Origin of the sequence: Actinoplanes sp. NPDC051861 (assembly GCF_040681145.1) — a bacterium.
In the GTDB taxonomy this organism is placed as follows: domain Bacteria; phylum Actinomycetota; class Actinomycetes; order Mycobacteriales; family Micromonosporaceae; genus Actinoplanes.
The window spans coordinates 224,231-249,807 of record NZ_JBFAYE010000005.1 but is presented as its reverse complement, the minus strand read 5'-3'; the positions used below and the strand labels follow the sequence as shown (position 1 = coordinate 249,807).

At 65.9% G+C, this 25,577-nt stretch carries 15 protein-coding genes; 5 read left to right on the top strand and 10 right to left on the bottom strand.

The annotated features are described in order from the left end of the window. Positions 1-29 precede the first annotated feature (29 nt). The 7 genes from AB0M02_RS17900 to AB0M02_RS17870 form a co-directional block, all read right to left on the bottom strand. The gene (locus tag AB0M02_RS17900; RefSeq protein ID WP_364228029.1) at positions 30-3,191 is read right to left on the bottom strand and encodes a glycosyl hydrolase; all 3,162 of its coding nucleotides are present in this window, start codon (positions 3,189-3,191) and stop codon (positions 30-32) included. Positions 3,192-3,584: 393 nt separating this feature from the next. Then, positions 3,585-5,426 (bottom strand): DUF6119 family protein, encoded by a 1,842-nt coding sequence (locus tag AB0M02_RS17895; RefSeq protein WP_364228026.1) that lies wholly within the window; start codon positions 5,424-5,426, stop codon positions 3,585-3,587. Between the two features lie 639 nt (positions 5,427-6,065). Further along, positions 6,066-6,239, bottom strand: a complete 174-nt coding sequence (locus AB0M02_RS17890) for a hypothetical protein (RefSeq protein WP_364228023.1) — start codon at positions 6,237-6,239, stop codon at positions 6,066-6,068. Positions 6,240-6,450: 211 nt separating this feature from the next. Continuing rightward, on the bottom strand, positions 6,451-6,987 hold the full coding sequence (locus tag AB0M02_RS17885) for a site-specific integrase (RefSeq protein WP_364228021.1): 537 nt from the start codon (positions 6,985-6,987) through the stop codon (positions 6,451-6,453). 48 nt (positions 6,988-7,035) lie between these two features. After that, positions 7,036-7,506: a hypothetical protein gene (locus tag AB0M02_RS17880; protein ID WP_364228019.1), complete on the bottom strand. Its 471-nt coding sequence runs from the start codon at positions 7,504-7,506 to the stop codon at positions 7,036-7,038. A gap of 117 nt (positions 7,507-7,623) precedes the next feature. Continuing rightward, positions 7,624-7,845, bottom strand: a complete 222-nt coding sequence (locus AB0M02_RS17875; RefSeq protein ID WP_364228016.1) for a hypothetical protein — start codon at positions 7,843-7,845, stop codon at positions 7,624-7,626. Positions 7,846-8,234: 389 nt separating this feature from the next. Next, entirely contained in the window at positions 8,235-9,404 is a 1,170-nt protein-coding gene (locus AB0M02_RS17870; protein WP_364228013.1) for a site-specific integrase, read from the bottom strand. A 324-nt stretch (positions 9,405-9,728) separates the two neighbouring features. Between AB0M02_RS17870 and AB0M02_RS17865 the strand changes: the two genes are divergently transcribed. Genes AB0M02_RS17865 through AB0M02_RS17855 form a run of 3 tightly spaced genes read left to right on the top strand, consistent with a single transcriptional unit; the run spans position 9,729 to position 13,583 of the window. Further along, positions 9,729-11,051: a dsDNA nuclease domain-containing protein gene (locus tag AB0M02_RS17865; RefSeq protein ID WP_364228010.1), complete on the top strand. Its 1,323-nt coding sequence runs from the start codon at positions 9,729-9,731 to the stop codon at positions 11,049-11,051. After that, positions 11,044-11,616 (top strand): hypothetical protein, encoded by a 573-nt coding sequence (locus AB0M02_RS17860; protein ID WP_364228007.1) that lies wholly within the window; start codon positions 11,044-11,046, stop codon positions 11,614-11,616. The genes AB0M02_RS17865 and AB0M02_RS17860 overlap by 8 nt, the downstream gene beginning before the upstream one ends. Continuing rightward, the gene (locus AB0M02_RS17855; protein WP_364228005.1) at positions 11,613-13,583 is read left to right on the top strand and encodes an AAA family ATPase; all 1,971 of its coding nucleotides are present in this window, start codon (positions 11,613-11,615) and stop codon (positions 13,581-13,583) included. Before AB0M02_RS17860 ends, AB0M02_RS17855 begins: the two co-directional genes overlap by 4 nt. A 360-nt stretch (positions 13,584-13,943) precedes the next feature. Here AB0M02_RS17855 and AB0M02_RS17850 read toward each other — a convergent pair whose 3' ends face one another. After that, entirely contained in the window at positions 13,944-16,769 is a 2,826-nt protein-coding gene (locus AB0M02_RS17850; RefSeq protein WP_364228002.1) for a DEAD/DEAH box helicase family protein, read from the bottom strand. A gap of 9 nt (positions 16,770-16,778) precedes the next feature. Then, positions 16,779-17,204, bottom strand: coding sequence for a hypothetical protein (locus AB0M02_RS17845; RefSeq protein WP_364227999.1), 426 nt, complete (start codon positions 17,202-17,204; stop codon positions 16,779-16,781). 270 nt (positions 17,205-17,474) lie between these two features. Here AB0M02_RS17845 and AB0M02_RS17840 point away from each other — a divergent pair, with 270 nt between their 5' ends. Beyond that, complete coding sequence (locus AB0M02_RS17840; RefSeq protein ID WP_364227997.1) at positions 17,475-21,689, top strand: DUF3883 domain-containing protein; 4,215 nt, start codon at positions 17,475-17,477, stop codon at positions 21,687-21,689. A gap of 157 nt (positions 21,690-21,846) precedes the next feature. Here AB0M02_RS17840 and AB0M02_RS17835 read toward each other — a convergent pair whose 3' ends face one another. Then, entirely contained in the window at positions 21,847-23,259 is a 1,413-nt protein-coding gene (locus tag AB0M02_RS17835; protein WP_364227994.1) for a hypothetical protein, read from the bottom strand. A 1,211-nt stretch (positions 23,260-24,470) separates the two neighbouring features. On the opposite strand from AB0M02_RS17835, the gene AB0M02_RS17830 reads away from it, so the two are divergent. Further along, positions 24,471-25,370: a hypothetical protein gene (locus AB0M02_RS17830; RefSeq protein WP_364227991.1), complete on the top strand. Its 900-nt coding sequence runs from the start codon at positions 24,471-24,473 to the stop codon at positions 25,368-25,370. Positions 25,371-25,577: the final 207 nt, after the last annotated feature.

Below are 25,577 nucleotides of genomic sequence, written 5' to 3'. Positions count from 1 at the left end.
GGGTCCGGCGCCCACGGTTCGCCGGGCAACTATGGCCGTAGCACCGTATCCCGGTACGGCGTCAGCACGACCGGACCCAGCAGGCCGGCGCGCTGCCAGTCCGGCGTCTGATAGTTGCTGTCCCCGGTCGTGCGGACCGCGTTGAACATCGTCGTCGCCACCCGCACGGCGATCGTGTTGGTACCCGGCCGCAGCAACCGGCACAGATCGATCCGGCCGCGGTCGGACTGGTTGACCGCGACGGGAATCCCGTTGACGGTGACCGTGACGGTGTCCAGGGCGTCGCCGAGGGCTAGGTAGGCGCCGTCGGTGCTTCGCCAGGTGGCCGGCAGTTCGACCGTCGCGGTGTAGGTACCGATACCGGAGGACCGGCTGAGGTCGACCGCCCCGGTGATCTCCCGCCAGGACGGCAGTCTGCCGTCCGCGTCGGCGGTCAGCGCGACACTCGGCTGGTCGGTCTTCACTGTCGTGTACTGGTTCTCGCCCGGCGTCCAGGTCTGCGCCCGCAGGTTCCAGGAGTTCAGCGCCTGGCTGGGGGTCAACCCGGTGACATCGGTGTCCCGGGTGGTCCCGTCACTCAGTTTGGTCGTGTACCGGCCGTTGCGGTCGGCGCGGACCGTCACGGGGCCGGCGCCGGCCGCGAAGATCTCGCCGGTGCTGGTCAGCGCATGCACCCCGGGAGCGGCGCCCAGTCGGGCCGATGGAGCGGCGAGCGCGAGGATGACCTTGTCGTACGCCGGGATCCGCACGCGCACCGTGACGCCGGTCCGGGTGCTCGTGTACCCGCCCACTGCGGTGATCTTGCCGGTCCACGTGTCGAGCAGGTAGGGCGTGCCGCTCCCGGTCAGGGTCAGCTCGGTGACGACCGTGCTCGCCGACCGGTTGTACACGTAGTCATAGGTGGCGTTGTGCGCCGCCCGGCGCACGAGCCCGAGTGCCGCGGTCGGCTCCGTCGGAGTGACAGCCGGCCGGATCCCGGCGGCCGCGAGCACGGCAGGCAGACTGATCTCCTGGGCGACCTGGGTCACCGTGCGCTGCGCGAGCAGGTCGGCGACGGCCCTGGGGAGCTGGGCACGGTCGGGATCTGCTCCGGTGGTGGTGCTCGGCGCGGCACCGACCACGAAGATCCGCAGACCCTTCTTCGCCAACGCGAGCAGCCGCCTGACGTCAGCAACCGCCATCGTCTTCTGGTTGTTGAGCACCAGGGCGCGGTAGCCGAAGTCGCGGGCGGACAGATCGTTGAGGATTCCCGGCGTCAGGTACTCGTAGGTGTAGCCGGCGCTCGATGTCGCGGAGTCTGTCCCAAGAAGGTGCTGCGTGGGCTGCTGGGCGCCGACGCTGCTGCCGGCAAGTCCGAGGTCCTCGTAGTAGACGGCCAGATCCGACACACTGCGCCCCTGGCGCAAGACCAACTGCGTACGAGCCAGGGAGGCGTTGATCGCGGCGTAGTCGGGCCAATTGGCCTGCCGCGGACCGAACTCGTCATTGACGTTGAGGACACCGAAGATGTCCCACGGGTGGTAGCCGGGCCATGATCCGTCACGGCCGGCCGCGCCGACCCCGGCGGGCGCGTCCCGATAGGGATATCCGTGCCAGACGAGCTGGTTCACACCGCCGGCGTAGGCCTTGTTGATGCTGTCGAGCAGCCCTTGGGAGTACTTACCGCCGACCTGGGTCTCGTCACCGCCCTGACCGTATTGGCCGCCGATGTTCGGACCGGCCACGCTGGAGCGGTAGTTGCCGAAGAACGCCGCGCAGCACTCGGTCGAGATGATGTTCTTTCCGGCGGCATGAGCACCACCGGCGAGGACGCGATAGTCCTGCTCGGCGCCGACCGGGTTCGGGCTACCGAAGTTGAGGGACTCGCCCTCGGCGATACCGGCGGCCGCGGCCGCGTCCCCGGACGCGATCGGAGTACCGTACGACTGGACCCGGAACTGCAGGCCGTGGCTCTGTGCCCAGCGCTGCATCGCAGCGACGTACTCGGTGGTGTACAGATCGCTGAGCGTCTGACGGTAATCCTCACGAAGCTGAGGGCCGACGCCCACCAGTTCGAAAGCCGGCGTCCCGGTCCCCTGCAGGCCTGCTCCGGCGAGGGCCGGCAGCAGCAGCGTCGGGTCGTAGCCGCGCAGCTTCTCGAACGACCGCAGGAAATCCCACGTCCACTTCTGAGAGCTTCCGAGCTCGAGGGAATCCTCGAAAATCGCCCCACCGCCGATGCGCTCAAGATTGCGTCGAACCTCGCGGGTAAGAACCTTGTCGTCCCAGAACCTCGTCTGGATCTGTACGCCGCCGCGGCTCCAGTGGTCGACCACGTAGTTCGGCTGCGTCGCCGTGTAGCCGCCGCTCTGCGCGATGAGCCCCGAGGCCGTCTGGAGCAGGTCGATGACAACCCACGGGTTCCCGTTGCCCGCGGGGAAGGTGTAGGTGAGTCCACCGCCGCCGGACACCCGGCCGGTCACATCCGCTACGGACGACTGGTCGAGCGACACCGGCCCGGAGCCACCGGCGGCGCATGCAGTCGTGCACTGCGCGACGAGTGTCTTGATGCGGTTGGTGCGCGCCACGTCGACCACGGTTGCGGCGATCGCATGAGCGGCCGCCACTGGGGAGATCGTGAGGGTGCCGCAGTCGGCTGTTCGGTCTCCGAGGCCGATGACGGTCACCTTCTCGGCGGAGGAGCCGGTGCCGACGGTGATGGTGTCGCCGGCCGCGAACCCCCCGAGAGTCTGTACGCGCAGGACTCGGTCACCGGCAGCCGCGGGGCCACAGAGCTTCGTTGTCACCGACGGCGGCGCCGACACGGGGGCGGGCAGCACCCCGGTACGGGTGCTGCCCGCGTCGTTGAACTCCCGCCCGAAGATCAGCTGCTGCTCTGCCTGCGGCTGGTTGAAGCTGTTCAGCGTCGGCACGGTCGGGGGGTAGGCAGGGCCGAGGTTCTGGTCGACGGTGAGCCCCAAGTCGGCGGCCTCGTCGGTGATGACCTCCATCTTGTGCGCCCACGAAGGGGTACCCCAGCCGTACTGCGCCAGAAAGGCGTTCGTCTGGTTACCGGCGCCCGGAACGATGAACGGCGACACCTCGACACCGCCGGCCCCGCCGGCTGCGATGTCGCGGAGTTCTCGGCGCAGTTCGTTGTCGTCGGTGTAGGCAAGCGGCATCCACCAGCGGTACATCGGTTTCACGCTCATCGGGGGCGCCGCGAAGGTATCCGCCGACAGCGGGGCAGTACGGCCGAAAGCCTGGGGGGTCGATACAGCTGCGGCTTGAGCGCCCGGCCCGCTGGCGACGAGGACGGCGGACGCCATCAAAGCAGCGGTCGCGAGCACCGCTCTACCGCACTGTGGTAGCTGACGCCTATTTCGATTCGGAGACATGCCGCTCCTTGAATGAAAGGTTTCAAGTGATCGAGGTCACACACTAAGGCGGCGGGCGGCGCGAAGCAACGGTGAGTTGCTTATGCGAGATGCGGGGGCAGCCGAAATGTCCGTACCTCGGCTCTGAGGTGAGTGTCCATCGGGTCCCACCACTGCTCGACGCGCAGGAGCGGCAGGGTTCCCGCCGGCCGGTCATCGTCCCCTGATCTATTGCCGTACCGGTCTGGCGGCGCGATTGTCAGCCGAAGACAGCGTCTGTGCAGGGACGCCGCCCGCACTGCCGGTTCGTTGCCGTATCGCCGGAACCCTGGACGTGGGCTGACCGCCGGGATCGCCGATGAGCGCGATCGTGGGCTTGAATCCCAGATTCGCGACCTTACGGGACTCGTAGACGAGGCTGATACGGGAGAACAGCGGAAAGCTGGTGATGGTGCGGCCACGCCAGTCGCCGAGGAAACCGAAGACGACCTCCAACCCGCGACCCTCCATCTGAGCGTTGTGCACCTGCGCGATCTGGTGCGCCAGAACAGCGGTCTGGGCCTTCTGCAGGACCAGGTCTGCGAAGATACGGCGGGCCTCGACGTTGCGGCGCAGTAACTCACAGCTGTTCGCCGCTTGCAGGAACAAGTGACTCAACGTCGACGACTTGCCCTTACGTTTGAGATGGATCAGCGCGCCGGACGCTGCGACCAGGTCGCTGGCCTCCACACCGCTCTCGCCGTCGAGGTGGATCAGTTCCCGGTCGAGGACCACGAACCGGTCAGCGTATTGATCCCCGATCAGCGCGATGTACTGCGGCTCGGTGACGCCCTTGTACGCCGGAAAAGCAATGGCAGAGGTCTCCAACTGCCGTAACTCAGTGTCGATCCTCTCGGCGAAGGTGCGGTCGACCTTGTAGAAGTCACCGTCGTAAGCGAGGTACTGCTGATCCCCGATCGTCAGGTCGGCACAGATGCAGTCGAGCAACCGCACCTTCCCGATCACCTCGTCGTAGTCGTCGAGGAACCGCAGCTCGGTCGCAAGTTCAGCAACCGGATCACCACTACGGCAGATCCGGCGCGCGATCGTCTCGATGGTCAGGTTGAGCCGGCTGGCGTTGTCACGGCGTTCCCTGGGAAACAGGATGCACCGGATCGCACGCTCGTCTTCGACGTCGAGCAGATCATCGGGCAGAAGCGCATCAACCGTCGCCGGCAACGGGTCGGTCCTCAGCTGCTCGATCAGGTGCTCGTGAAGCTCAGCGATCAGATCGTCGTCCTCCACCAACTGGATGTTGTCCACCCACGGCAGCGCCTGGGCATATGACGTCGACCGCGACCACCGCACGAGCGTCGCCGACAGCGCCGTCAACTCGCCCAGCGACGACAGACTCTTGCGGAAGCGCAGGCTCCGTGCACCGGCCACAGAGCCGGCCAGCATCGCCTGCTGCGCCCGGCCTCCGACCGAGGCGAGCAGATCACTTGCCCGATCCATCCGGAAACCATCCGTCGGAATGCTCCGGGCCGCGCGATGACGTGCGGACTGGAAATACGGCGCCGTCGTCCTGAACCCCATCTCACGTACCTTGAGACCGAGCCGCGTACGTCGGGATATACGGCCGTTGTCATTTCGGTTTGTCTCATCCGAACCGAGGACGTTAAGCGCAATTTTCAGTCCGAATCGAGGATCTTGCGACGACCGCAGCAGAAGACGCGAACCGCTGCCGAAACACCACGCTATCCAGCGCAGCAACTGGCTGTCGATGCTGTCCTCGATGGCACAGAACGCAATGACACCGTAAGACATGGGCGGCTCGCTGAACACGAGGTGCGGCACCTCTCGGCTGAGAAGTTCCTGCCAGCTCGGGGCCGACCGCTCCCGGCCAACCGCGACGACGAAAATGTCTCCGGCCTGCGCGGCACTCACATCGTGCCGATCAGACCACGACATGGCATCCCACTTCCCGTTGCTCCAGTACGCCAATTGCGGCTCCGGATCATCGGGAACATCCGCCAAAGCGGCGATCGGATCGAACGTTTGTTCCAACAGGAACGCGCTGAGAGGAATCATCGCCCGGCACCCCAAACGATCCACTTTTCCCGCGGTCGCTCATCGTAACGCGATTGCACGGTACGTGGAACACGTGCCGAGTTCACCCTCAAACCAAGATCAGTACATTTGTGCTAAGAGCTATCCGTTAGTGCTCAAAGAATCGCTCTGGCTATTTGTTACTGTGCGTGCTTCTCTGTGAGGGGCGGATCATCGGCCTCGGCGCGGTCACCGATGATTGCCGAACGGGCCAGTAAGCATGCCGCAACAAGCCCCGCCTCTGCCCCCTGCTCCAGGGTTACCGGGCGGCGAAGGAACCACACGAGATAGCCCAGCGTAGTGGTCGGACCAGCGGTGGCGAACCCGCACGACGCCATGTAGAACTTCCTAATTGATCTAAATCAGGCGGTGTATGCCGCATCGGCAGCAACCTGTAAGCACGACCAATCGCCAGCACTCTTCCGACGATGCCGGCGAGGCACCGTTGGCGATACTGCGCTGGGCCGAGCACGGCAGCACCAGCCCGGCACTGGCGTCCCTGACGGCATCAACTGCAGGCGGGCCACCGCCGGCAGCGCGGGCGTCGACGAGTTCCGCCGTAGCCTCGCCGCGAGTCATCGCTCCGAGCGGACGGACCGGACGATGGCCGCCGCCGCGCTGTCACGCGCCAACGGATCGCTCGCCGGCTGAACCCTGTTCGTGCCGCTCCAACCGCTGCAGGACGCGTTGCGCGAGGTCACGGAAGTACCCCATCAGTTCGGGCTCGTAGGCCAGATAAGGCCGCGCGGCGGCCAGTGGATTGAGCCGAATCACCGCAGCCAGCCACGTCAGCAAGGCGGAAAAGGATTGCTCGACAGCCGCGGAGCCGATACGACCGCGGTGCTCGCCATCGGCCCGGCACGTCACGAGCCGCTCAGCGTGGGCCTGCAGGACCAGCGACCAGCGACTCAGCCTGACAAGCGTCTGGGGGCAGGCCGGCGCCGGTAACGCCACAGCGGGGCCGGGCGCCGCCGGTGCCAACCTGCCGCAGGATCCGCAGGCCGGTCTATCTACGGCGTGGCCCGAGCGTGCCCAGCACGTCGGTGACGTCCGGGGCGAGCCTGGGCTTGGCGATGTAGTACGCCTTGGTCACCTCTTCATTGGCATGCCCCAGCTGGCGTGACGCCTCCCTGGTCTTGCCGGCATCGCTCAACACCGTCGCCACCGTCTTGCGGAACGTATGCAGCGTCACCACATTCAACTCGGCGCTTTCGCGTACTTCACGCCACTGCCGGCCGACGTTGTAAGGCGACAGCCACGTATCGTTGCGGCTCTTGAAGACGGCGTCGAGGCGGTGAACGCCACGTTCCGGGTGCTCACGGTCGTTGAAGCGCCGCCACAACACGTTAACGGCGAACTCGGGCAAGATCACGGTCCGGAAGCCTGCGTCGGTCTTCGTCCGATCCTGCCGCGAGAAGCCCTGTCCCTTGACGAAGACGATCGTCCCGCTGATCGTCGCGGTCGGACGGTCGTCGTCAAGGTCGATGTCCTGCCACCGCAACGCCAGGATCTCGCCGATCCGAGCGCCGGTAGCGACCAGCAACTCGACGATGTCGGCCAGATCGCCGCTCCTGCGCGGCCCAGCGGCCCGTCAACGCTGCCGGCTCTCGATAGCCGCTCGAATCCTGTCCAGCTCGTCGAGCGAGAGCACACTGATTGGCTGCCGGGCGCGGGGAAGCTGCCCGACTTCACGCACGGGATTCGCCGGAATCGCGCCGTGCCGGACCGCCATCGACAGCATCTGCTTCAGCACCACCTTCGCATTACGTGCCTGCGACGGCTTGCTCTTGGCCAGCACCTTGAGGAACCGATCCAGCCGGCCCACCGTCAGCTCGTCGATCAAGAGATCACCGAACGCCGGCAGGACCGTTTGACGCAGGCACCCGGTATAACGGTCGACGGTCTGCGCCAGGATGCGCTGCTCAAGCCGGAGCTCTTCGAGCCATAGATCAGCCAGGCTGCTCACCCGCGTCGCGGCAGTGAGTTCGTGCTGGGCGCGGTCGCCGAGCTTGGCGATCAGCCGGATCTCCGCCCGCTGCCGGCTGCTCTCGTGCGCCTGCACGACACGAGCCACCTCGTCGGTGTCCCGGAACGTCGCCCATGCCCGCCACCTGCCCGGACCCAGCTCGACATGACGGATGACACCCCAACTCCCGACGGGAATGCGAGACCTCGACACTTACATCGCGCCCATCGTGTGCCACACCGCGACATCACGCGGCGTACCCGCCAGCGCCGCCCGTGCTGCGGGGAAAGCCAGCGGCCGCGGGTCTTCTCCGGCGATGCGAACAACGAACCTGCCGGCCGTCGGGTTGAATAAACCCTCCAGGCGAAGAGCCTTGGCGGGCTCACCTATCAAGATCATCATCGGTGTACTGTGCCGGGCACCCTGGTAGGCCATGAGAAGCACCGAAAGCGCCAGCCTCACCTCCGCGGCCACTGCCAGATGTCTTCCAATTCGACCGAGATCACGGACCAACTGCCGGAGGACTCCGCGAACTCTTCGAAATGGCCGAGCTGTTCACCCGAGAGATCAACGACCTGGTCTGGTGAGCCCGAGCACGGCGGCTCCGAGCTGCCTCTACCAAGGGCAGTCCGTAGCGGACACGGCGCCGGAATTCCGGCACTCACCCTCCCCACCCCGACACAGTGGCGGCACTGACCACGCGAGAGCACGCTCTCGTGGGCGAAGTTCGCGGGTCAGAACCGCCATCCGTGGCGACGATCCTTCAGCGTGACGATCGTGGCCGTGCCGTCGCCATGACGTCGGCTCGAAGCGATCGATACTGCTCAGCGTGGGCCGCCCGAAGGCGGTAACTGTTCGTCCAGCCACTCCAGCCGGTCGGATTCCCCATGCGGCAGCAAGTGCCCGTACGTGTCGAAGGTGGTCCTGATGGACGCGTGCCCGAGCCGGAGCTGGATCATGTAGAAGTCCCAGCCGGCGGCGATCAGGTACGCCACATGCGAGTGCCGCAGATCATGGAACCGCGGACTGCCATGCAGGCGGCCCCGACAGCGGCACGTCGACACCGACAGCCGGCTCACCCAATCCGCTGGCGGATGCTCCGGGCAGCGCTGCGCCGCGATCACCGCGGTCTGCCAGTAGCGCCGGCGCAAGTTGTTGGCGTCCCACGGTCCGCCGTCCGGAGCGGTAAACACCAACTCGTCAGGCCGTTTCTCGCAGGTCAGTCCGGCGAACAACTCGGCCGTGCTCGGCGCCAGCAGGATCGTGCGCCGCGACAGCCGGGTCTTCACCGGCCCGAAACTGCCGTCACGCAGCAACGCCTGCACCACATGAACCGCCGCACCACTCGTGTCGAGGCGGACATCCCTGACCCGCAGCCCGAGCAACTCGCCCAGCCGCATCCCGGTTCCGAGCGCGGCCAGCACCAGCGGCTTGGCCGGCTCCCGGCACGCGGTGACGAGGATGCCGGCCTCCTCACCGGTGAGCAGACACACCGGATACGCGACCGGGCGGGGCAGCCCGTTACCGCGCCGCCCGCGCGGACGCTCCATCGGGTTGTCCGGCCGCAGGTGGGGGACCGCATCACGCATCACCTGGCTCAGCACCTGCCAGTGCTTGACCACCCCGGCCGGCATCAACTCCCGCGACAGCGCCGCCTTCCACGGATCCAGGTGCTCATGACGGGTGATGTCACCGACACGCAGATCACCCAGATCCCGCACGACGCGCCGCCGCAGCAGGCGCGCGTACTCGGCATGCGTGCCGGGGGAGACGTCGACCTTCTGCGCCACCCACGTCTCGATCCAGTCCCGCAGCAACGGCGTCGGCTCCCGATGCGGCGCTTTACGCGAATCCGGATCGATCGCCGCGTACACCTGACTCGCGGTGACCTGATGATGCTGGGCTTCGATGTACTGCTTGGCGGCAATCGCTTTCACGTCCGACGGGCCGCGGAACGTGCAGCATGGCTGCAGACCCGCGAACCGCCACCGCAAACAGAACGATGCGCCTCGCTTCGTCAAATGTGCCATGACCCGAGCGTTTCTCGGATTCAGGTTTCCCGTGTACCTCGATCGGGGGCTATCACTCGATGTGATGACCGTTACCGCGACAGGCGCGGACCACGATATCCATCGATCGGGTGACTCTGCTCGTGCGGTTGGGGCGAGTCTCGTCGCCCTCCGGGATATCGATCTGTCCCACCGGATCGAAGATCCAAGGCCGCCCTTTACGAGATAGACCTTCGTCCGGTACTAAGAGTGGCAGCGCAGCGGAGCCGGGAGGCTACTCTGCGCTGTCCAATCTCTGGGGAGGCCAGCTTGGGCAGTCAGCAGGACGCGCTACCGCTCATGCAAGACATCGCGGACGCACCCGAGGATGATGGTGCTGAAGCCCAAGCAAACTTCCGGTTCCAGTGCGAGGTCATCGCCCGATGGTGCTATGCGCTATTCGAGCCCCACGGCCCACTCGCGGTGGTCTGCGAGCACCACGAAGACTTCGTCGTCGTGCTTGCTGACGGCAGCCTCGACCTCGCATCCGTCAAACACCGCGGACGCAACCGCGGCACCTGGTCCGTCGCCGAACTCTGCGACGACGGTGGCCTCACCCATCTCTTCGACCGATGGCTTGCCGTCAGCGCCTCCGGCCGCACCATCCGCGTCCTGCATGTCAGCAACGCCGGCCTGACTCAAGGCCAGGGCCAAACCGCGGAGCTGTCGCAACTTTGCGACAGTCGTCAGCGGTCTACCGAAGGTCTGCTCATGTGGGCCAAGAAGCTGACCAGACAGTTCCTCATGGTCGCGCAGCACAAACGGATGCCATCCATCCCCAAACTCAAGCCACCTGCCCGCCCCGAACATCTCCCGGACGGCGACGCCTTGGTGGCTGCGGTCCAAAGGTTCATCACCCTGCTCACCTTCGTGGCAGTGCCCCACCGCGATGACATAGCGGCCAGCACGATCATCGACAAACTGCTTCCCCTGCACCAGAACAGAGGGTGGGGCACCCGCGAAGGGCAGCTCTATCACGAAGGCATCGTCGCCCTTGTCGAAAAAACCGCCCGATCATTCGGCAAACGACGACTCGACCTTGCCCAGCAACTCATCGACACAGCCATGTGGCCAGTCGGCATCGAACGCGAAGAACGTCTCGCCGCCCGCCTGCTCGACCAGCGCCGCCTTGAGACCGTGACCTTCAGCGGAGCCGACATTCCGCTCTTCCCGCCCGGGGAGTCCCCTCTCCCAGCACCGGGCGGCGCCCAACTGCACCGCAAGATGACCGACGCCCACCTGCCCGCCAGCGCCCACCACCTCGCCGAACGATGGCGCTCAGCCTGGTACACCACCCGGCGCTCCCGCCTGCCGGACCTACCCGGCGACGCAGCCGTCGTCTTCCAGATCGAAACCGAAGTCCTCGAGCAAGTCCTCAACGCTCAGGACGAAGTCGCGCAAGCCGGCACCACACCTTACGGACCGGCATTCTTCCGTCACCTGCGCGACAACATCCGAGTCTCCGCGTTCCGGGACACGCCGCCGCTGCGAATCAACGACCAACACGCGCTCGGCGTCGCCTTCGAACTCAGCGAAGAATGCACCTTCGACTTCATGCCACCCGGCACACCAGGCGGCGCCGGCCATGCCTGACCGCGACGCACGAGCACGACTACTGGCCCGCCGCCAACGAGCGGCCGGGCAGGCCATCGCTGCCGAAGCGGTATTCCACCAAGCCCGCGTCCTGCTGCTCATCGTCGCTTTCTCCGGCCGCACTCGAGGCCTGCGCAGTCTGGCACGTTTGTCACGCCTTGACTTCCTCCTGCGTTTCCCGCCCATCCTGGAATTCATGAACATCGACGGGCACCCCACCTGGCCGCCATCGGCGGCCACCGTCCCCGCCGAACGTCACGCCACCGACATTGCCTTCGCAGGCTCCCGCTACGGCCCCTGGACCGACCGCTACACCCTCATCATCGGAGCCCTGCTCGGGAAACAGCTCATCCGCGAGGTCCCCGGCCGAACCCTCGAAGTCATCGCCACATCCGCCGGCCGCGCAGCAGCCACCGAACTCGCCGCCGCAACGGAATGGACGAGAACCAAGGACCGCGCCGAGTTCCTGCACCAGCAGCTCGACATAACGGCAGCCCGTCTCGACCAGCTCCTGCGCCCGGCAATCCGGCGCATGGAGAAGGACCTCCTCAAGGACAACGCATGAGCAAACGCATGCGCGTGCTGTCCATCGAGGTCTTCACCGCTGCCACCAGCCGCACCTTCACCTTCGACCGGCCACTGACCGCGCTGATCGGGCCCGTCGGCTCCGGCAAGTCAAGCCTGCTGATGCTCCTCAAACACGCCACCGGGGGCCGAGCCGCGCTCACTCCCGCCGTTCGCGCCAACGTGATCCGAGTGATCCTCGACCTCCAGATCGAGAACACCCGCCTCGCCCTCGCCCGCAGCGTCCCCGACCCCAGCGGCAACGTCGAGATACTCGACCCCTACACCCACGACACCGAAGAAGTCCTACCCGTCAAGAGCCGCGACGGCGCGGAAACCATCTCCGACCGCCTGCTCGAACTGCTCGAAATCCCCCGCGAACGAATCCCCACCCGCCGTCGCGGCGCCACCGCCGACACCGTAGCCATCACCTTCCAAAACCTGATGGCCTACCTCTACGTCGAAGCCGTCGACATCGACCGCGCCATCGCCGGCCACACCGAGACCTACAAAGACCGCGCCCGCCGCGCTCTTTTCGAGTTCATGTTCGGCCTCAACGACGCCGAACTCGTGGCCCTCGAACGCCGCGAAGGACAACTCACTACCGACATCACCAACTACAAAGCCGAAGTCGCCGCCGTACGCACCTTCCTGGAACAGATGCAGACACCCGAACAAGAACCCATCGACCAGGAACGACGCAACACCCTCACCCGACTCGCCGCAATCCGAACCGAACTCGACAACCTCACCGCCGGATCAGCCGCCACCGGCACCTCCGCCGACGCTCTCTACACCGAAATCGATCGCGCCGCCGCCAACGAACGTGACCTGCACCTCGACGCAGCACGCCGTGCCGACGCCGTCGCCGCTCGCAAATCCGTACTCGCCCAACTGGAACTCGACCACCTCCGAGCCCAGCAGTCACACGTCGCAGCTCGCATCCTCGGCGCGCTCGAGTTCACTGTGTGTCCCCGCTGCCTGCAAGGCCTCAACGACCGCCCGGTCCCCGAGGACCACTGTCACGTCTGCCTCCAGCCCGACCCACCCAGCCTCGCCGCCGCACCCACCGACGACGAAACCCGCAACCGTCTGCAAACACAGATCGACGAGACCCGGGCCCTGCTCGCCGCAGACCAGGCAGCAGCGGACCGAGCAGCCGACCTGGCGCGCACGGCGCGACTGCACCTACACGCCGTCCGTCAGCGCATCGACGCGATCACCCGCGACCGCGCGGCCCCCCTGCTCACCCAGACCGCCGCGCTCAGCGGGCAGCACGCCACGTTACTCGCCCGGCTCGGCCGACTCGACGAGATGACCAACGCCCGGGAACGGTTCAAGGACCTCGAAACGCGGCTACGCACCGCAGAAGACGACCGCAAAGCGGTCCGAGCCGACATCAGGCAACGTAAGCACTCGATGACCGAAGCCCGAGCCCGAGTCGCGAAGTTCAACGAGGCATTCCAACGCGAAATCAGCATGATCGGTGTTCCCGGCGTCCAAGAGGCCTACATCCACACAGACGACTATCTGCCGCGAGTCAATGGATCAGTCTTCGAAGAAATGCAGGCCTCCGGCGGAGGCGTAGCCACCGCCGTACACGTCGCCTACTGCCTCGCACTGATCACCGTGGCCCTGGACGACAACGCCATCACGGTCCCGTCATTCCTCATGATCGACTCTCCGCAGAATGCCATCGGTCAAAGCCCCAGCGACGTGGAACTCAGCCAGCGCATCTATGAACGCCTCATCACCATTGCCGACGCTGCGGCCACAGCGCCCACCAGAGCGCTACAGCTGCTCATCGCTGACAACAGCCTTCCCGAGCCCCCCGAGCATGCCAACTGGGGCAGCATCTACGCCATCACCTTCGGATACGGGAACGAAGCCATGATCCCGGGCGTCTGGCATCCAGGCCCCTCCGCAGTCACCAGACGAGTCGAGAACTCCGCCACCGACGAAGACTGAAGCCCTGAGCAACTCCCGGTTGGAGAAGGCGACGGGGCATGACAGCCAGCTCATCAACGCTCGGGCGATACCGGCCACCGCGGGCAGGTCGTCGGTGGTGATCAGTTCCGGTTGTGGCCCGGTCCGGACGCAGACCGCTGTGCCGTAGCCGGCGCCGACGATGACGACCGCGAAACTCGTCGGAGGTAGCCGCGCACGGGCCAAGCCGGACCGAACCGGCGTGGACCAGCGTTCCAGGTCGATGCCACACTCTTGCCGAATGCCCTCGACTGGAGGTGGATCCTGCGCTGAAGGCGTGAATGGCAGATATCTGTTTTCGGCGTCCGTGTTGGCTCGTGCGGCTGGGCCGGTGAGATCCGGTCAGGCGCTGCAATAGACATCGAATGTGGCTTGTGCGGTTTCGTAGACGTAGACCTCGGCGCAGGCAAGGAGCTGCAGCTGTGGCTGGCTGACTTTCGCGGCCGACAGGCCGGGTTGCACGACCGCTATCTCTAGACGATGGCGCAAGTACCGGGCACGGTGTTGGAGAGCGCGGAGTGTGGTTTCATTGCCGACTTCGAAGCCGGTGCGGTTGTGTTCGGAGCGGCGGTGTCGTTCGCGGCGGGTGAGATGGTCGATGAGTTCGGTGCCGCGTTTCCAGTGCACGGACTTGTGAGCCTGACCGCACAGTTCGTAGAGGTCTGCGACGCGGGCGCCCGGTTGCGGTTCGGACGAGTATTTGCAGTGCACGAGACGGATGAGCAGGGTGTTGTCGTCGAGGATCGCGAGGGCGACGATGTCGGCTGCTTCGCCGGCGCCGTCGTCGTCGATGACGAGGTCCCATTCGCGTTCGGCTCGGACCATTTGGATGATCTTGTACTGGATGGAGTCTGGCTGGCGGTGGGGACCTTGGGACTCCTTCTTGATATCGGTGCCCGCCCAGTTGAGGACATGAAGCTTGGTGGGGGAGAACGGCGGGGTGTTTCGGGGTGGGCGGAGCAGGAATCCACCGTGTTCGACGGTGGTCTCTTCCTCGAAGTAGAACTTGACGCCGCGGTCGTCGAAGAGGTCGGTGAGTGTTGTCCGGCTGCGTGGGGCGATCACGGCGACATCGCCGTCGAGGGCCCGAATGCTGAGTCCATCGGTATGGAACGTCGCCTGGTAAGGGGCGCGCCAATGCGGTGTGGTGGCTTCGAACAGGATCGGCCCGGTGGTGTTGTGGTCGGTGACCTGTAGCTCGGTGTCGAGCAGGGGATATGTCTTGCCGTCGTACAGCAGCATCGTCTCGTCGCTGGTGTTGAGGTAGACGTTCAGCGGCCAGTCGACGGCGAGGACAGCCAGCGGGGGTCGTTCGCGGACGAGCTGAGGGCGGATGAAGCCCTTCATAACCTCGTCGACGGAAATGGTGTCGTCGGTCAGTTTCGTACCGACGTGATCGCACCATTGGACCCACTCGTGGAGGGAGCCGACGGTCTTGGCGCTCCAGATGCGGCCCTTGAGCGAGGCACCGAAGCCGACGTGGGAGCCTTGCTCGTAGCCGCGGGCGAAGATGTTGGTCTTCGATTTGGTTTGGGCTTCGGCGGTGGGGAAGCCCTCGGTGACGTCAGCGCCGACGTGCATGGAGAACCGGCGTGCTCGGCTGCGGACGTCGATGAGGCCGACGTTGGTCGGTACGAGCCGGTTGACGTGGGCCATGACACGGTAGACCGCTTCGCCTTGGATGATTTCGGCGTCTGAGCCGCTGACTGCCTTAGCGAGCTCCTTGTGGACACTGTCGGTGTTGGAGCTGTTGAGGTACAGCAGGTTGCGGTCGCGGTCCCAGTACATGATGTACAGGTCGTGGTGGATGTCCTCGACTGTCTTGAGGTTGCCCCACTTGACTTCGGTGTGGTCTTTGATGACGAACCAGGCGAGGTTGCGCTGCTGGTTGAGCGCGATCGGGTGGGTCAGCATCCGCTCTTTGCCGAAGACGTGTTCGGCGGCTTCGGGAGTCCAGTCGGTAAACCGCGTCTGGTAGACGACCGTGCTGAGTTTCGGTTCGAGCGCTCGGAGGGGGATCTCCTCAGGCAGTGAGGATCCGAACCCGGCCTCGAACTCGCTGATCTCCTGCTGCAGGCCGACCGCTGTCTGGGCCAGCTCGCGGATGACGTGGTTCCAGTCCGCGTCGTCGGCATAGAGCTGGCGAAGGCTGGGGTCGTATTCGGGGTCGGGCCGGTTGACCACGGCGCACGCCGTTGCCAGGTTGTCGGCCCCGGGCCGGGCGAACCGGCCGATGAACTGCAACGTGATGGGCAAGGTCTTGTGCGCGTCGTGAATGGCGGCGATTTTGAGGGCGGGCAGGTCGTAGCCCTCGCCGAGCATGTCGACACAGACGATGATCTTGCTGTCGCGGTTGTGGATGGCCTGCAGCGCGGCTGTGCGCTGCTTCTTGGTCTCGCCGCTGTGGATCTTCACCGGTGCCAGGTCGGGAGCAAGCTCCTGGTAGAGGGTGATGAGATCGTCAGCTCGGACCTTGGTCTTAACCCGGGCCATCAGCAGGTGATCGTAGCCGCCATCGAGGTCCTGTCGCAGGCGTTCGATAGCGGTGACGGCGATGGCCCGGTCGGGGTCGGCGTAGTCGGTGACGGGAATGTAGTCAATCTTCGAGAAATACCCCTGCCGCTGGGCCTCGCGAAGGGGGAAGGCGAAGATAAGTCGGCCGCCGAGGTGCTTGCCGTCCGCGCGGAAGGGTGTGGCGGTGAACTGGACGACGTGTCGGTCGTCGAAGTAGCCGCGAATCTGATCCCATTGCGCGGCGGCGACGTGGTGAGCCTCGTCGATGAAAAGATGACTGCACTCGTCGACAAGTGCTCGCCGAATCGGCTCGGCGGAAGCCATGAGCGCGCTGACCGTGGAGACGATGATGTTGCAGCGGCCGGCAAAGTCGACTGCGGCATACTTCGAGGAGAATCCGTGCTCGATCGTCCCGACCACGGGCCGCAGCACAGGTTCTTCGAGGACCCCGAGTTCGGGCAAGACACCGTAGGTTTCGAGCCGCCGGCCGAGCTGAGCGCGCAGCGCATCGGTCGGCACGATCACGAGAAGCCGGCCGAGGCGTTTCGCGGCGAAGATGGCGTTCATCGTGTCGGTCTTGCCGGTCGCCGTAGGCATCACCACGGTTGCCGGTTGTGTGGGAGCGGTGGCCCAGTAGCCTGCGACGGCGTGCACGGCACCGAGTTACGGTATACGTAGACCATCGCGGGAGCCGGGCCCGCTGGCTTCGATATAACGGAACCGCCCGTGCAACGATTCGAGAACCTCAGCCGGATCAGGCAGCGCCGGAACTGGCCCCTTCCACTCGACACGTTCATCAGTGCCGATATGCAGGTGGATGCCTTCGACGGTCGTTCGTGTAAGCGGCCACAAGCCATGGACAGACGCTGCGCTCTCGGCGGAGTCACGCGTCGCGGTGTGAGCGGGCACGGCGAGATGGCGAATGTGGTTGTCGTCGATGACGACGGGCTGCGCCCACAGCTGCGGGACCTCGATAGCCGCGATGATGACCAGTGCTCCTTGCCCGCCGGGGCGGTAGACCTGGAGAAGTAGAGGTAGAAGAAGGCCGATCGTGCTACACGCTGGCATGTGCCGAGCGGCGCCGATCACGGCAGAGCAGCATATTGCCTACCTCCGCAGATACCGAGGAAACGCCGACAAGATCGCCCGAACGTGTTATCGCTGATCAGCCCATCGTCGAGCGCAAGCAGTCCTTCATGCCGGACTGCTCGTGATTCATGCGGTCGGGCATCTCGTAGGCCGATGAGGACGAACGACCTCCTTAATCGTCGACGCATGCAACATCTCCTGTGATCGGTCGCCGCTGAGTGTCGTACCTGTGAGGCATCCTTCTACCGACCGCGATGGAGGGCATGACGCATGGACTGGGCTACCCGGCTGAGCCGGCGGGAGATCGCGGCAATCGAGTCGCAGCGCGACGACGAGGAACTGCGGGAGAATTTGCTGAAGAACCTCGACGAGCGCGGCGCCGCGCAGGAAATGGTCCGTCAGCAGTATTCCGGCCGGTACCCGTTCGAGTTGCTGCAGAACGCGAACGACGCGGCGGCCGAGGCCGGGGTGCGCGGCCGCGCATTCTTCCTCCTTACCGAGGACGCCTTGATCGTGGCCGATGACGGATCAGGATTCGGCGACCAGCAGGTGAAGGGCATCAGTTCGCTGGGCCGATCGCCGAAACATCCGGGTGCCGCAGTCGGGCAAAAGGGCCTGGGCTTCAAATCGGTCGGCGAGATCACCGACCGGCCGCAGATCATCTCCGAGAACACAGCCTTCCAATTCGACAGCGACCGGCTCCGCCGCGAGGTGATCGCACTGCTCGGCCCACTTCCGGCCGGTCAGCGCCTGCCGGCGTACGCGTTCCCCTTCCCGGTGACAGGTGAGGACCTCGGCGCGGACGCTGAAGTGGTAGGGCGACTGCGTGCGGACGGGTTCCGGACCGTGATCCGCCTGCCGCTGCGTGACGGCGTGGACCGGCAGGCCGTCGCCGAGCGCCTCACGGCTAATCTCCGCCCACGCCTGCTGCTCTTCCTGCCAGGCGTCGAAAAGCTCGAACTGCGCGGGACTGACGCCGACTTTGTGGCGTCGGTCCGGCCCAGCGGAGCCGACGCCGACCACGTCATCCTTGAGACCGAGGACAAGACCGAGCGGTGGCTGCTCTACTGCGGCGAGGAGGAGCCTGACCCGGAGACGCTCGTTCCGCTGGGCGACGCCTGGTCGGATCTCAAGAAGGTCCGGTGGGCGGTGGCTGTTCCGCTTGGCGAGACCGGGCTCCCGCGGGCCGACGAGACCTTCCCGCTGCACGTCTACTTCCCCACCGAGGAGAGCCCGGGGCTGCACGTCCTGGTGCACGCCGAGTGGGTTCTCACGATGGACCGCAAGCAGGTCGCCGCGAGCCCGGAGGCCCAGCCGTACAACGACCGTCTCCAGAGCCTGGTGGCGAATTTCTTGGCAGACCGGGTCGTCGCCGATCTGGTCCAGCGCAGTAATGCTGATGCGGCCGCAGTCGCGGTGATCGTACCCGCATCGGCCGCGCCGGTCGGGGAGGCGGCTACCCGGCTGCGCGTTCTCTGGGCTGCGGCGCTGGCTCGTGCCCGGTTCCTTCCGGTCCTCGACGGCACGCTGGCCCGGCCTGCCGAGGTGTGCCTTCTCCCCAACCGCCTGCCCGATCTGAGGGCCGCCCATCGGCTGGCTACCTTCGACCGCGCCCGAACGCTGCGTTCCGACATCGAGCAGGCCGCTGCCACGAGAGCATTCCTGTCAAACGGGGCGACCGTCGAGATCATGCCCTTCGCTGAACTCCTGGGCCGGCTGCGGCCGCCCACTCAGGAGACGGTGACCGACTACTACAGGTTCCTGCTCAGCTGCTGGCAGAAGCTGCCCGATCAGCTGGCGGTGCTACGAAAGACGGCACGGGTACTTACCACCGGCGGACAGACCTTAATCCCCGCCGAACAGCCGGTGTTCCTCCCCCGCAAGCGCGACGACACCTCGATCCCCGACGACATCCCGGTGCCCATCGCCGACATCCCGGCGATCGATAGAGCCGAGGCACTGCTGCGAGAACTGGGGGTCCGGCCATTCGAGTGGCGCGACCTAATCCGCGACTATCTGATCAAGATCCTGACGGATGCGGCGGCTGATCCCGGAGAACGGGAGCGGGCGATGGCCGGGTTGAGCGCCTACCACCAGACCCGCCTGGGCGGCAGCGGCGACCTGGCAGCCGTACTGGGCCGCGTCCTGCTACCGGTCCGGTCCGCCGACGGCACCCGTCGAGGGCTCCAGGCCGGCGCGACGGTGTACTTCGGCTCCGAGTGGACCGGGTCAGCCGATCTGGAGATCCTCTACGGGCCATTCGGCAAAGCCGAGTTCCTCGACATCCCTGTGCCGGACGACCCGGACCAACGGCGGACCGCCCTCGACTTCTACCGGATGCTCGGCGTCTGTGACCATCCCCGCATCGACGAGGCCACACCGTCGGACTGGTACGGCTACCTGCTCAACGGCCTGCACCGCCATCCCCACGCCGGCATCGTCTTTCATCAGTGGCGGGCGGCACCGCCGGCCAGCCAAGCGGCAGAGTGCCCACAGGGCCATCCGCAAACGCAGCAGCTGCGAGTCTCCTACCGGCTGGACCGCCACCAGGAGCTGGTGGCCAGCGGGGATCCACAGCGGATGCTCGCGCTCTGGCGTCAGCTCGCCCGGCGGTGGGCGACGGTGTACGAGCCGGCCACCAAGGCTGTGTTCCGGTGCGTCAACAAAGTGCACTCCGGTGAGCGAGATCGTCCTGTCGAGTCGCTGTTCGCCTATCTGTTGCGGACCCGCACGTGGGTGCCGGTGGTCCGGGGAACCGAGGCGGCTCTGGTCCGGCCGGGCGGGGCCTGGGTGGAGGCCACCGGTACGCCCCGGCACGTGCGCGACCGCATTCCGCACATCACCGAGACGATGTACCGGATGGCGGGTGGCAGCACCCTCGTCGCCGCGCTCAAGCTCACCGACGCCGGGCGCCCGCGCGTTGCGGACCTGCTCGGCCTGCTCGCCTCCATCGCGGAAGAGGCCGACGGGCTCGGCCACACCACCCGCGACATCGAACTCGCCGCCCGCTACATCCAGCGGCTCCTGCAGAACGTCCTGACCGAGGACCAGACACCGCATCCCGATCCGGGATCCGTGCGGCTGCTGGCCAGCCACAATGGTGCCGGTGTCTTCGTCGCGCAGCCGCCGTACGCGGAGGATCCGCTGTTGCGCGACACCTGGGAAGTGCAGCGGCCGGTGCTGAGCGCCGAAGCACGGCTGCCCCGGCTGGCGCGCTATCTGAGACTGACCAAGCTCGACGACGTGGTGACAGCCTCCGCCGAGGCATTCGGCCAGCACCCGCCGCACGATCCGGTCCATATCGCCGTGCGCAGACGGCTCGACGAGGTCAAACCGTATATGATCGCCCTGGTCCGGGCAGAGAACCCGCCCAATGAGCCCACCGCCCGCAGCGCCCTGCAACGGCTTGAACTGGTCGTCTGCGACAGCCTCGTATTGCGGTACCGGTACGAGGACGTGGATTTCGACCGGGACGACGCGGTGTGTTTCATCGCCACCCGCACCAGCCGTCACGGCTTGCGGACCGCTGCCATCGGTACTGCCTACCTGCAGCTCGAACCCGGTCCGCAGCAGCCGTACTGGTTCGCGTTCGGCCGTCAGCTGGCCCAACACCTCGGCGTACCCGGCCTCGCTGAAGCGGTGACGATGCTGCTGACCGCCCGGCCCGAGGACCGCGGCCGGATGATGGCCGCCCGACAGATCACCCCAGCGGAGATCAACGAGATCCGAACACAGTTCGGCCTCGCAGAAGAAGAAGAGACCGACAACCCTGTCGACGCGCTACTCACCATGCTGCCCGTGAAGCCGCGACACGCACCGGTTCCGTGTGCGCCACCGTCGCCAGCCTCATCGTCACCGGCTGCACCTCCACCGGCGGCAACGCCCATTCCGGTCGTCACTGCGCCGCTCGTGGCACCGGTTCCGGCGCCGCCGGTCGATCACAGCAGTGTCCGAATCATCGACGATGTCCTTCAGACATTCGTTGCGCCGGGCGGTGGTAGCGGCCACACCTGGACAGGCGGCGGACAGTCGACCGCGCCGCCGCTGAGCACCGAGGCGGAAAAGCGCCGGATCGGCCGACGCGGCGAAGAGGCCGCAGTCCACGCGGAACGCGAGCGGCTGCGCGCCCTCGGCAAGGACCCGGACCTCGCCGTGTGGGTCTCCGAGAAAGACGAGCTCGCCCCCTACGACATCCGCAGCGTTGACGCCGACGACCAAGTTATCCGCATCGAGGTCAAATCAACAAGATCCACCGACCCTCGGGAACCCTTCTACCTCTCGTCCGCCGAACTCGTCGAAGCCGGCGCGAATGGTGAGCGCTATGTCATCTACCGAGTCACCGACACAGGCGGGACCGTCCCCCAGATCAGGCGGGTCGCCGACCCGATGCGGATGATCAAGGAAGGTAAAGGCCGCCTACTGCTCGACCGCGCCCAGATGGTCCTTGCCTTCTCCGGCGACGAAGGCGGAGAAAGTCCGACGTGAGCCGTTGGAGACGGCCAATCCCCTGCTGAGAAGGAAGGGCAAGGTCCGGACGGCGTTGAGGTGCTCGGCCAGGCACTACCGATGCCCGGCATCGAAGCAACACCGCCGCGAACCCGGCAACGCTGCCGAGTCTGGTCAGTGTCGGACAGAGGCCACCTCACCGGACACGCCTAACAATCAAGGCGGTTCCGTCGGCACCGACGGAGACCACCTCGTTGCCTGAAGGCCTCGGCTGTGACCACCGGCGCCACAACCGGTTCGACGCCCGAATATAGGGTCCGACCCTGCCCTCAGCAAGGTAGCCGTACAGGCGGGACTCGACACCGCGGAACACCTCAAGCTCCGAGTTGTCCGGAAGCACCATCCGGCTGGCCGTGCCCTCAAAACTCAGACCATCGGCAAGCCGTACCGTCTTGGTTGTGTCGCCTCGCCACCGTGGCTGCACGTCCAGCAGCAGCTGATGATCGCGATCCTCCTCTGCCCGCTGACGTGGTGTTCCCAGCTGGGCGGCGGCCGCAGTGTTTCCCGCGAACGCGAGCGCGGTAGCAGCTGCCGTTCGGGCCAGTACCCGGAAGAACCAGCTTCTCTCTTCCTCGGGAATCTGGTAGATCGGCGGAGCCCCGGGAACCCAGTCGTCCGTCACCGACGACTCCACCGTGCCGTCTTCCGGCGTCTCGCCCTCCGCTGTTTCACGGTTCTCAGCGGTCGTGGTCGCGGGCTCAGGGATGGTCGGATACCAAGACCTATCGCCCGGGTCCTTTCCCAGAAGCCGATCCATCTCCTTCCCCGAGCCCTGCCACATCTCGTCGACGCCGGGAGGGTCCAGGGCGTAACTGACGATCTCGGACCCGGACAGGTACGAGCCGATCATGAAACCTGTAGGAATCCGGCTCCCAATCTCCACGGTGCGCACCTGAACCGACGCCCGAGCCAACTGCTCGATCACGAACGCCTTGCTCCTATGCGTTCCCTTGCACTCGAGAATGACCGTCTTGAAGGCCCCACCCTTGCCGTAGAGCCGGCGCCCCACCAAGAAGTAGTCAGGTCGCTTCTTCGTGCCCGCCACCTGCCGAACCGAACCGACACCCTTGATGAAGCCGACGTCCAGCGCCACATCGGCGTCCACAGCAGTGAACTCCCAGCCAGGGTGCAGCCGATGGAGCGCATCCTTGGCCACCACGATGGCCAGACCGATGCCCAACTGCTCCGACTGCACCTGCTTGTGATGGTGCACGACATCGAACCCATACCGGGACAACGTCAAGAAGTTCTCGCTGGCCAACGTGGTGCAGTAACGAAGATGAGCCCAATGCCGGGCGGCCTGCGCGAACGGCGAGTCGTCCAGGAAAACCGTGGCACGGCCCAGCTCGTGCAGAATCCTCGCCGGGCTGACCCTGATCACCGGAGGCATCCCGAGAATCGGGCCAGCGTCCTTGGCGAAGCTGAAGCCAGGGTCGTCGGCCAAGAACTCTCTGACCTTGTTCCGCACATCCTTCGTCAGGTCCTCGTCAGAGACGACCCGAAGCCTCGCAGACCGTTCCAGTGAGCGTAAGACCCATCCGATGTCCACAGCGCTCCCAGCGGTGCCAGACCGTGCTCGACTGCATCGAGTATCGACGTAGTCACAGTCAGCAATCAATGGTCGTCTATATGACAGCGCTCAGGGCGCACAGCTGCTATCAAGGGACCGCTCCGTCCTGCGGCCGACTCGACGGACGCGCAGTGGGGGCCGATGGCAACCTGCCAGCGGCAAGCAGTGTGCCAGGGCGGCGAGACGGCCGCGGCCCGCATTGTTGGCGGCGCTATGGCTCGAACCTGAATTTTCGGGCCTGGGTCGAGTGGCTTGCGTGATCACCGGCCAGGCGGCGCTCAAGCTGACATCGCAAATCAGGCTCTCTCCGAATCGACGTCCAAGCCACTTGGGGGAAGAAGTCGGCGTAGAAATCATTAATCGGACGTGATCATTGGTTAGCAAGATATTGGCTACATGCCTTGGGGGTGACGAGCCGAGTCAAGGGGTCGACCGGCAAAAAATTAGCACGCCGCTCCGTGGTACGAGCCGGATCGTCGCGTAAAGCCGGGATCGCACTGAAAAGCTGTGAGAAATCGCCGCTCAGCGAATCGCTTCTGCATAACTGCAGGTAGACTGCCTGGTATGGGGCGCGATCGAGGCTGCTGGTGGCGACACCTTAACTCGCCCTGGTATGCTTATCAGCGACCTGGGAAAACGTTACTGAGCACGTCGCTGGGCCTTTCAGCTGCTGGGGGTCAAGGGGTCGCAGGTTCAAATCCTGTCAGCCCGACTTTTTAGAGCGTCTTCGCGGGTCAAATTCCTGCGGAGGCGTTCTTTTTGTTGACGCTGATCGATTATAAGGGTGTGTGGAGCCCTTACTCGGCATCCGCGCGCGGCCGCGGAACGAGCCCGGGAAGTCCACGCTCGACTCGGCATCGGCGAACGCGTCTGACGGGTCCGGCCGCCGGCTGGGTCTACGCGGCCAGCGCTGAACGTTTGGTACTGCCTCTCGATGCTGGGCGGCCTTGCGGGGCTCCATGCCCATCCGCGCCAGCAGCGCGTCCAAGGAGCCCCGGGACGGGCACATTTTCACGCTCGACCTCTAACCGTGTGACAAGCTCACCGATCTGTCCGTACGGGCGGCCGGCAAGCGCGCCCATCTCCTCTCAGAGTTGTTCCGCCAAGCGCACACGGCCGATGAACCTGGCCAGGGTGGGCTGGCTCCGGCCGGCGCCTCGGCCGCGACGACAACCATTACAGTCGCATTCGTGAGCGCAGATCAGGGTCTTGTCCGGGTGTCCGATTCGTTCGGCGTACGCCGTACCCGAGCCGGATCGATCCTCGCGGATGACGGGGCAAACTACCAGGTCAAGTGGGATGACACCGATGAGGAAGAGCTTGTCCCACGGGGAGCCGGCGTTCACGTCGCGACGAGGGGTTCGCTGCGGTTCCTGGCTCTGTCCGACTCCCGGCTGTTCCACGCCGTCTTCGCCCAAGAGCCCCTCGCGGTGGTTCTCCACCTGTTGGCCGAGTCGTCGGTCCCGCTGAAGGTGCGAGAGATCCGGGAGCGTCTGGCCGAGCTCGGTCTCCGGAACGAGACCTGGGCCCGGCACGGGCCCCGCGCGCTGGCGGTTCTGCCCAAGTGGCCAAATGTCGTCCGACGGCAGAAGGGCGACACTCTGGCCTACGCCTGGGTGGGAGACGACCTTCCCGAACTCCCGTCAGAGGCCGAGCCTGACCCGGAGCCGGCACCTACACCCGTGCCTGTGTCGAAGCCCACTCCTTCTCCCGCCAAGCCGATCGCGGCTGCGACACCGGCTGAACCGGCGGTGCCGTCCGCCGAGCGCCTTCGGCGCCAGATGAGCGCCGCGCAGAGCCTCGGCGAGGTTGCTCGCCTGCTCACGCTCCCGAGAGAGTTCGTGGCTGAGTTGTCACCGGAGGTGGTCGCCTCCGCGCTCCGCCGGGTCGCCGCTGAGGATCGGCTGGTCGCGGGCTGGCTCGACGCCCTGGCCGCCTCCGGGCCGATCGGTGCGCTGACCGAGGAACTGGCGACGGCCCGGGCGGCGAACGCCGCACTCCAGAGCCGGGTCGATGAGCTGGAGGAGTGGTGGACGGCCCTTGAGCAGAGCACCGATCCGGACGCCGCAATCCGTCAGCCGGGTAGCTGAGGAGCTTCTGGTGCGCCGGGTCGGAAGTGCGTAGGTAGGGCGATCCGCACCGCTTTGTATCTTCCCTCGCTGGAAACACATAACCCGCTGGCGCGATACGGAAGTTGCCGGAGACCTGTGCGATGCCAGAAGGATGCCGCACTACGCCGGTCCGGCACGCCGGCACCGTGTGCCGGCCTGGTTCCGCTTACCGGGGGCAGGGCCGCG

Excerpts from the sequence above, each read along its gene's own strand:
- AB0M02_RS17900 (WP_364228029.1), bottom strand. The coding sequence starts at position 3,191 with ATGAGCGTGAAACCGATGTACCGCTGGTGGATGCCGCTTGCCTACACC.
- AB0M02_RS17895 (WP_364228026.1), bottom strand. The coding sequence starts at position 5,426 with ATGATTCCTCTCAGCGCGTTCCTGTTGGAACAAACGTTCGATCCGATC.
- AB0M02_RS17875 (WP_364228016.1), bottom strand. The coding sequence starts at position 7,845 with ATGGCCTACCAGGGTGCCCGGCACAGTACACCGATGATGATCTTGATA.
- AB0M02_RS17860 (WP_364228007.1), top strand. The coding sequence starts at position 11,044 with ATGCCTGACCGCGACGCACGAGCACGACTACTGGCCCGCCGCCAACGA.
- AB0M02_RS17855 (WP_364228005.1), top strand. The coding sequence starts at position 11,613 with ATGAGCAAACGCATGCGCGTGCTGTCCATCGAGGTCTTCACCGCTGCC.
- AB0M02_RS17840 (WP_364227997.1), top strand. The coding sequence starts at position 17,475 with ATGGACTGGGCTACCCGGCTGAGCCGGCGGGAGATCGCGGCAATCGAG.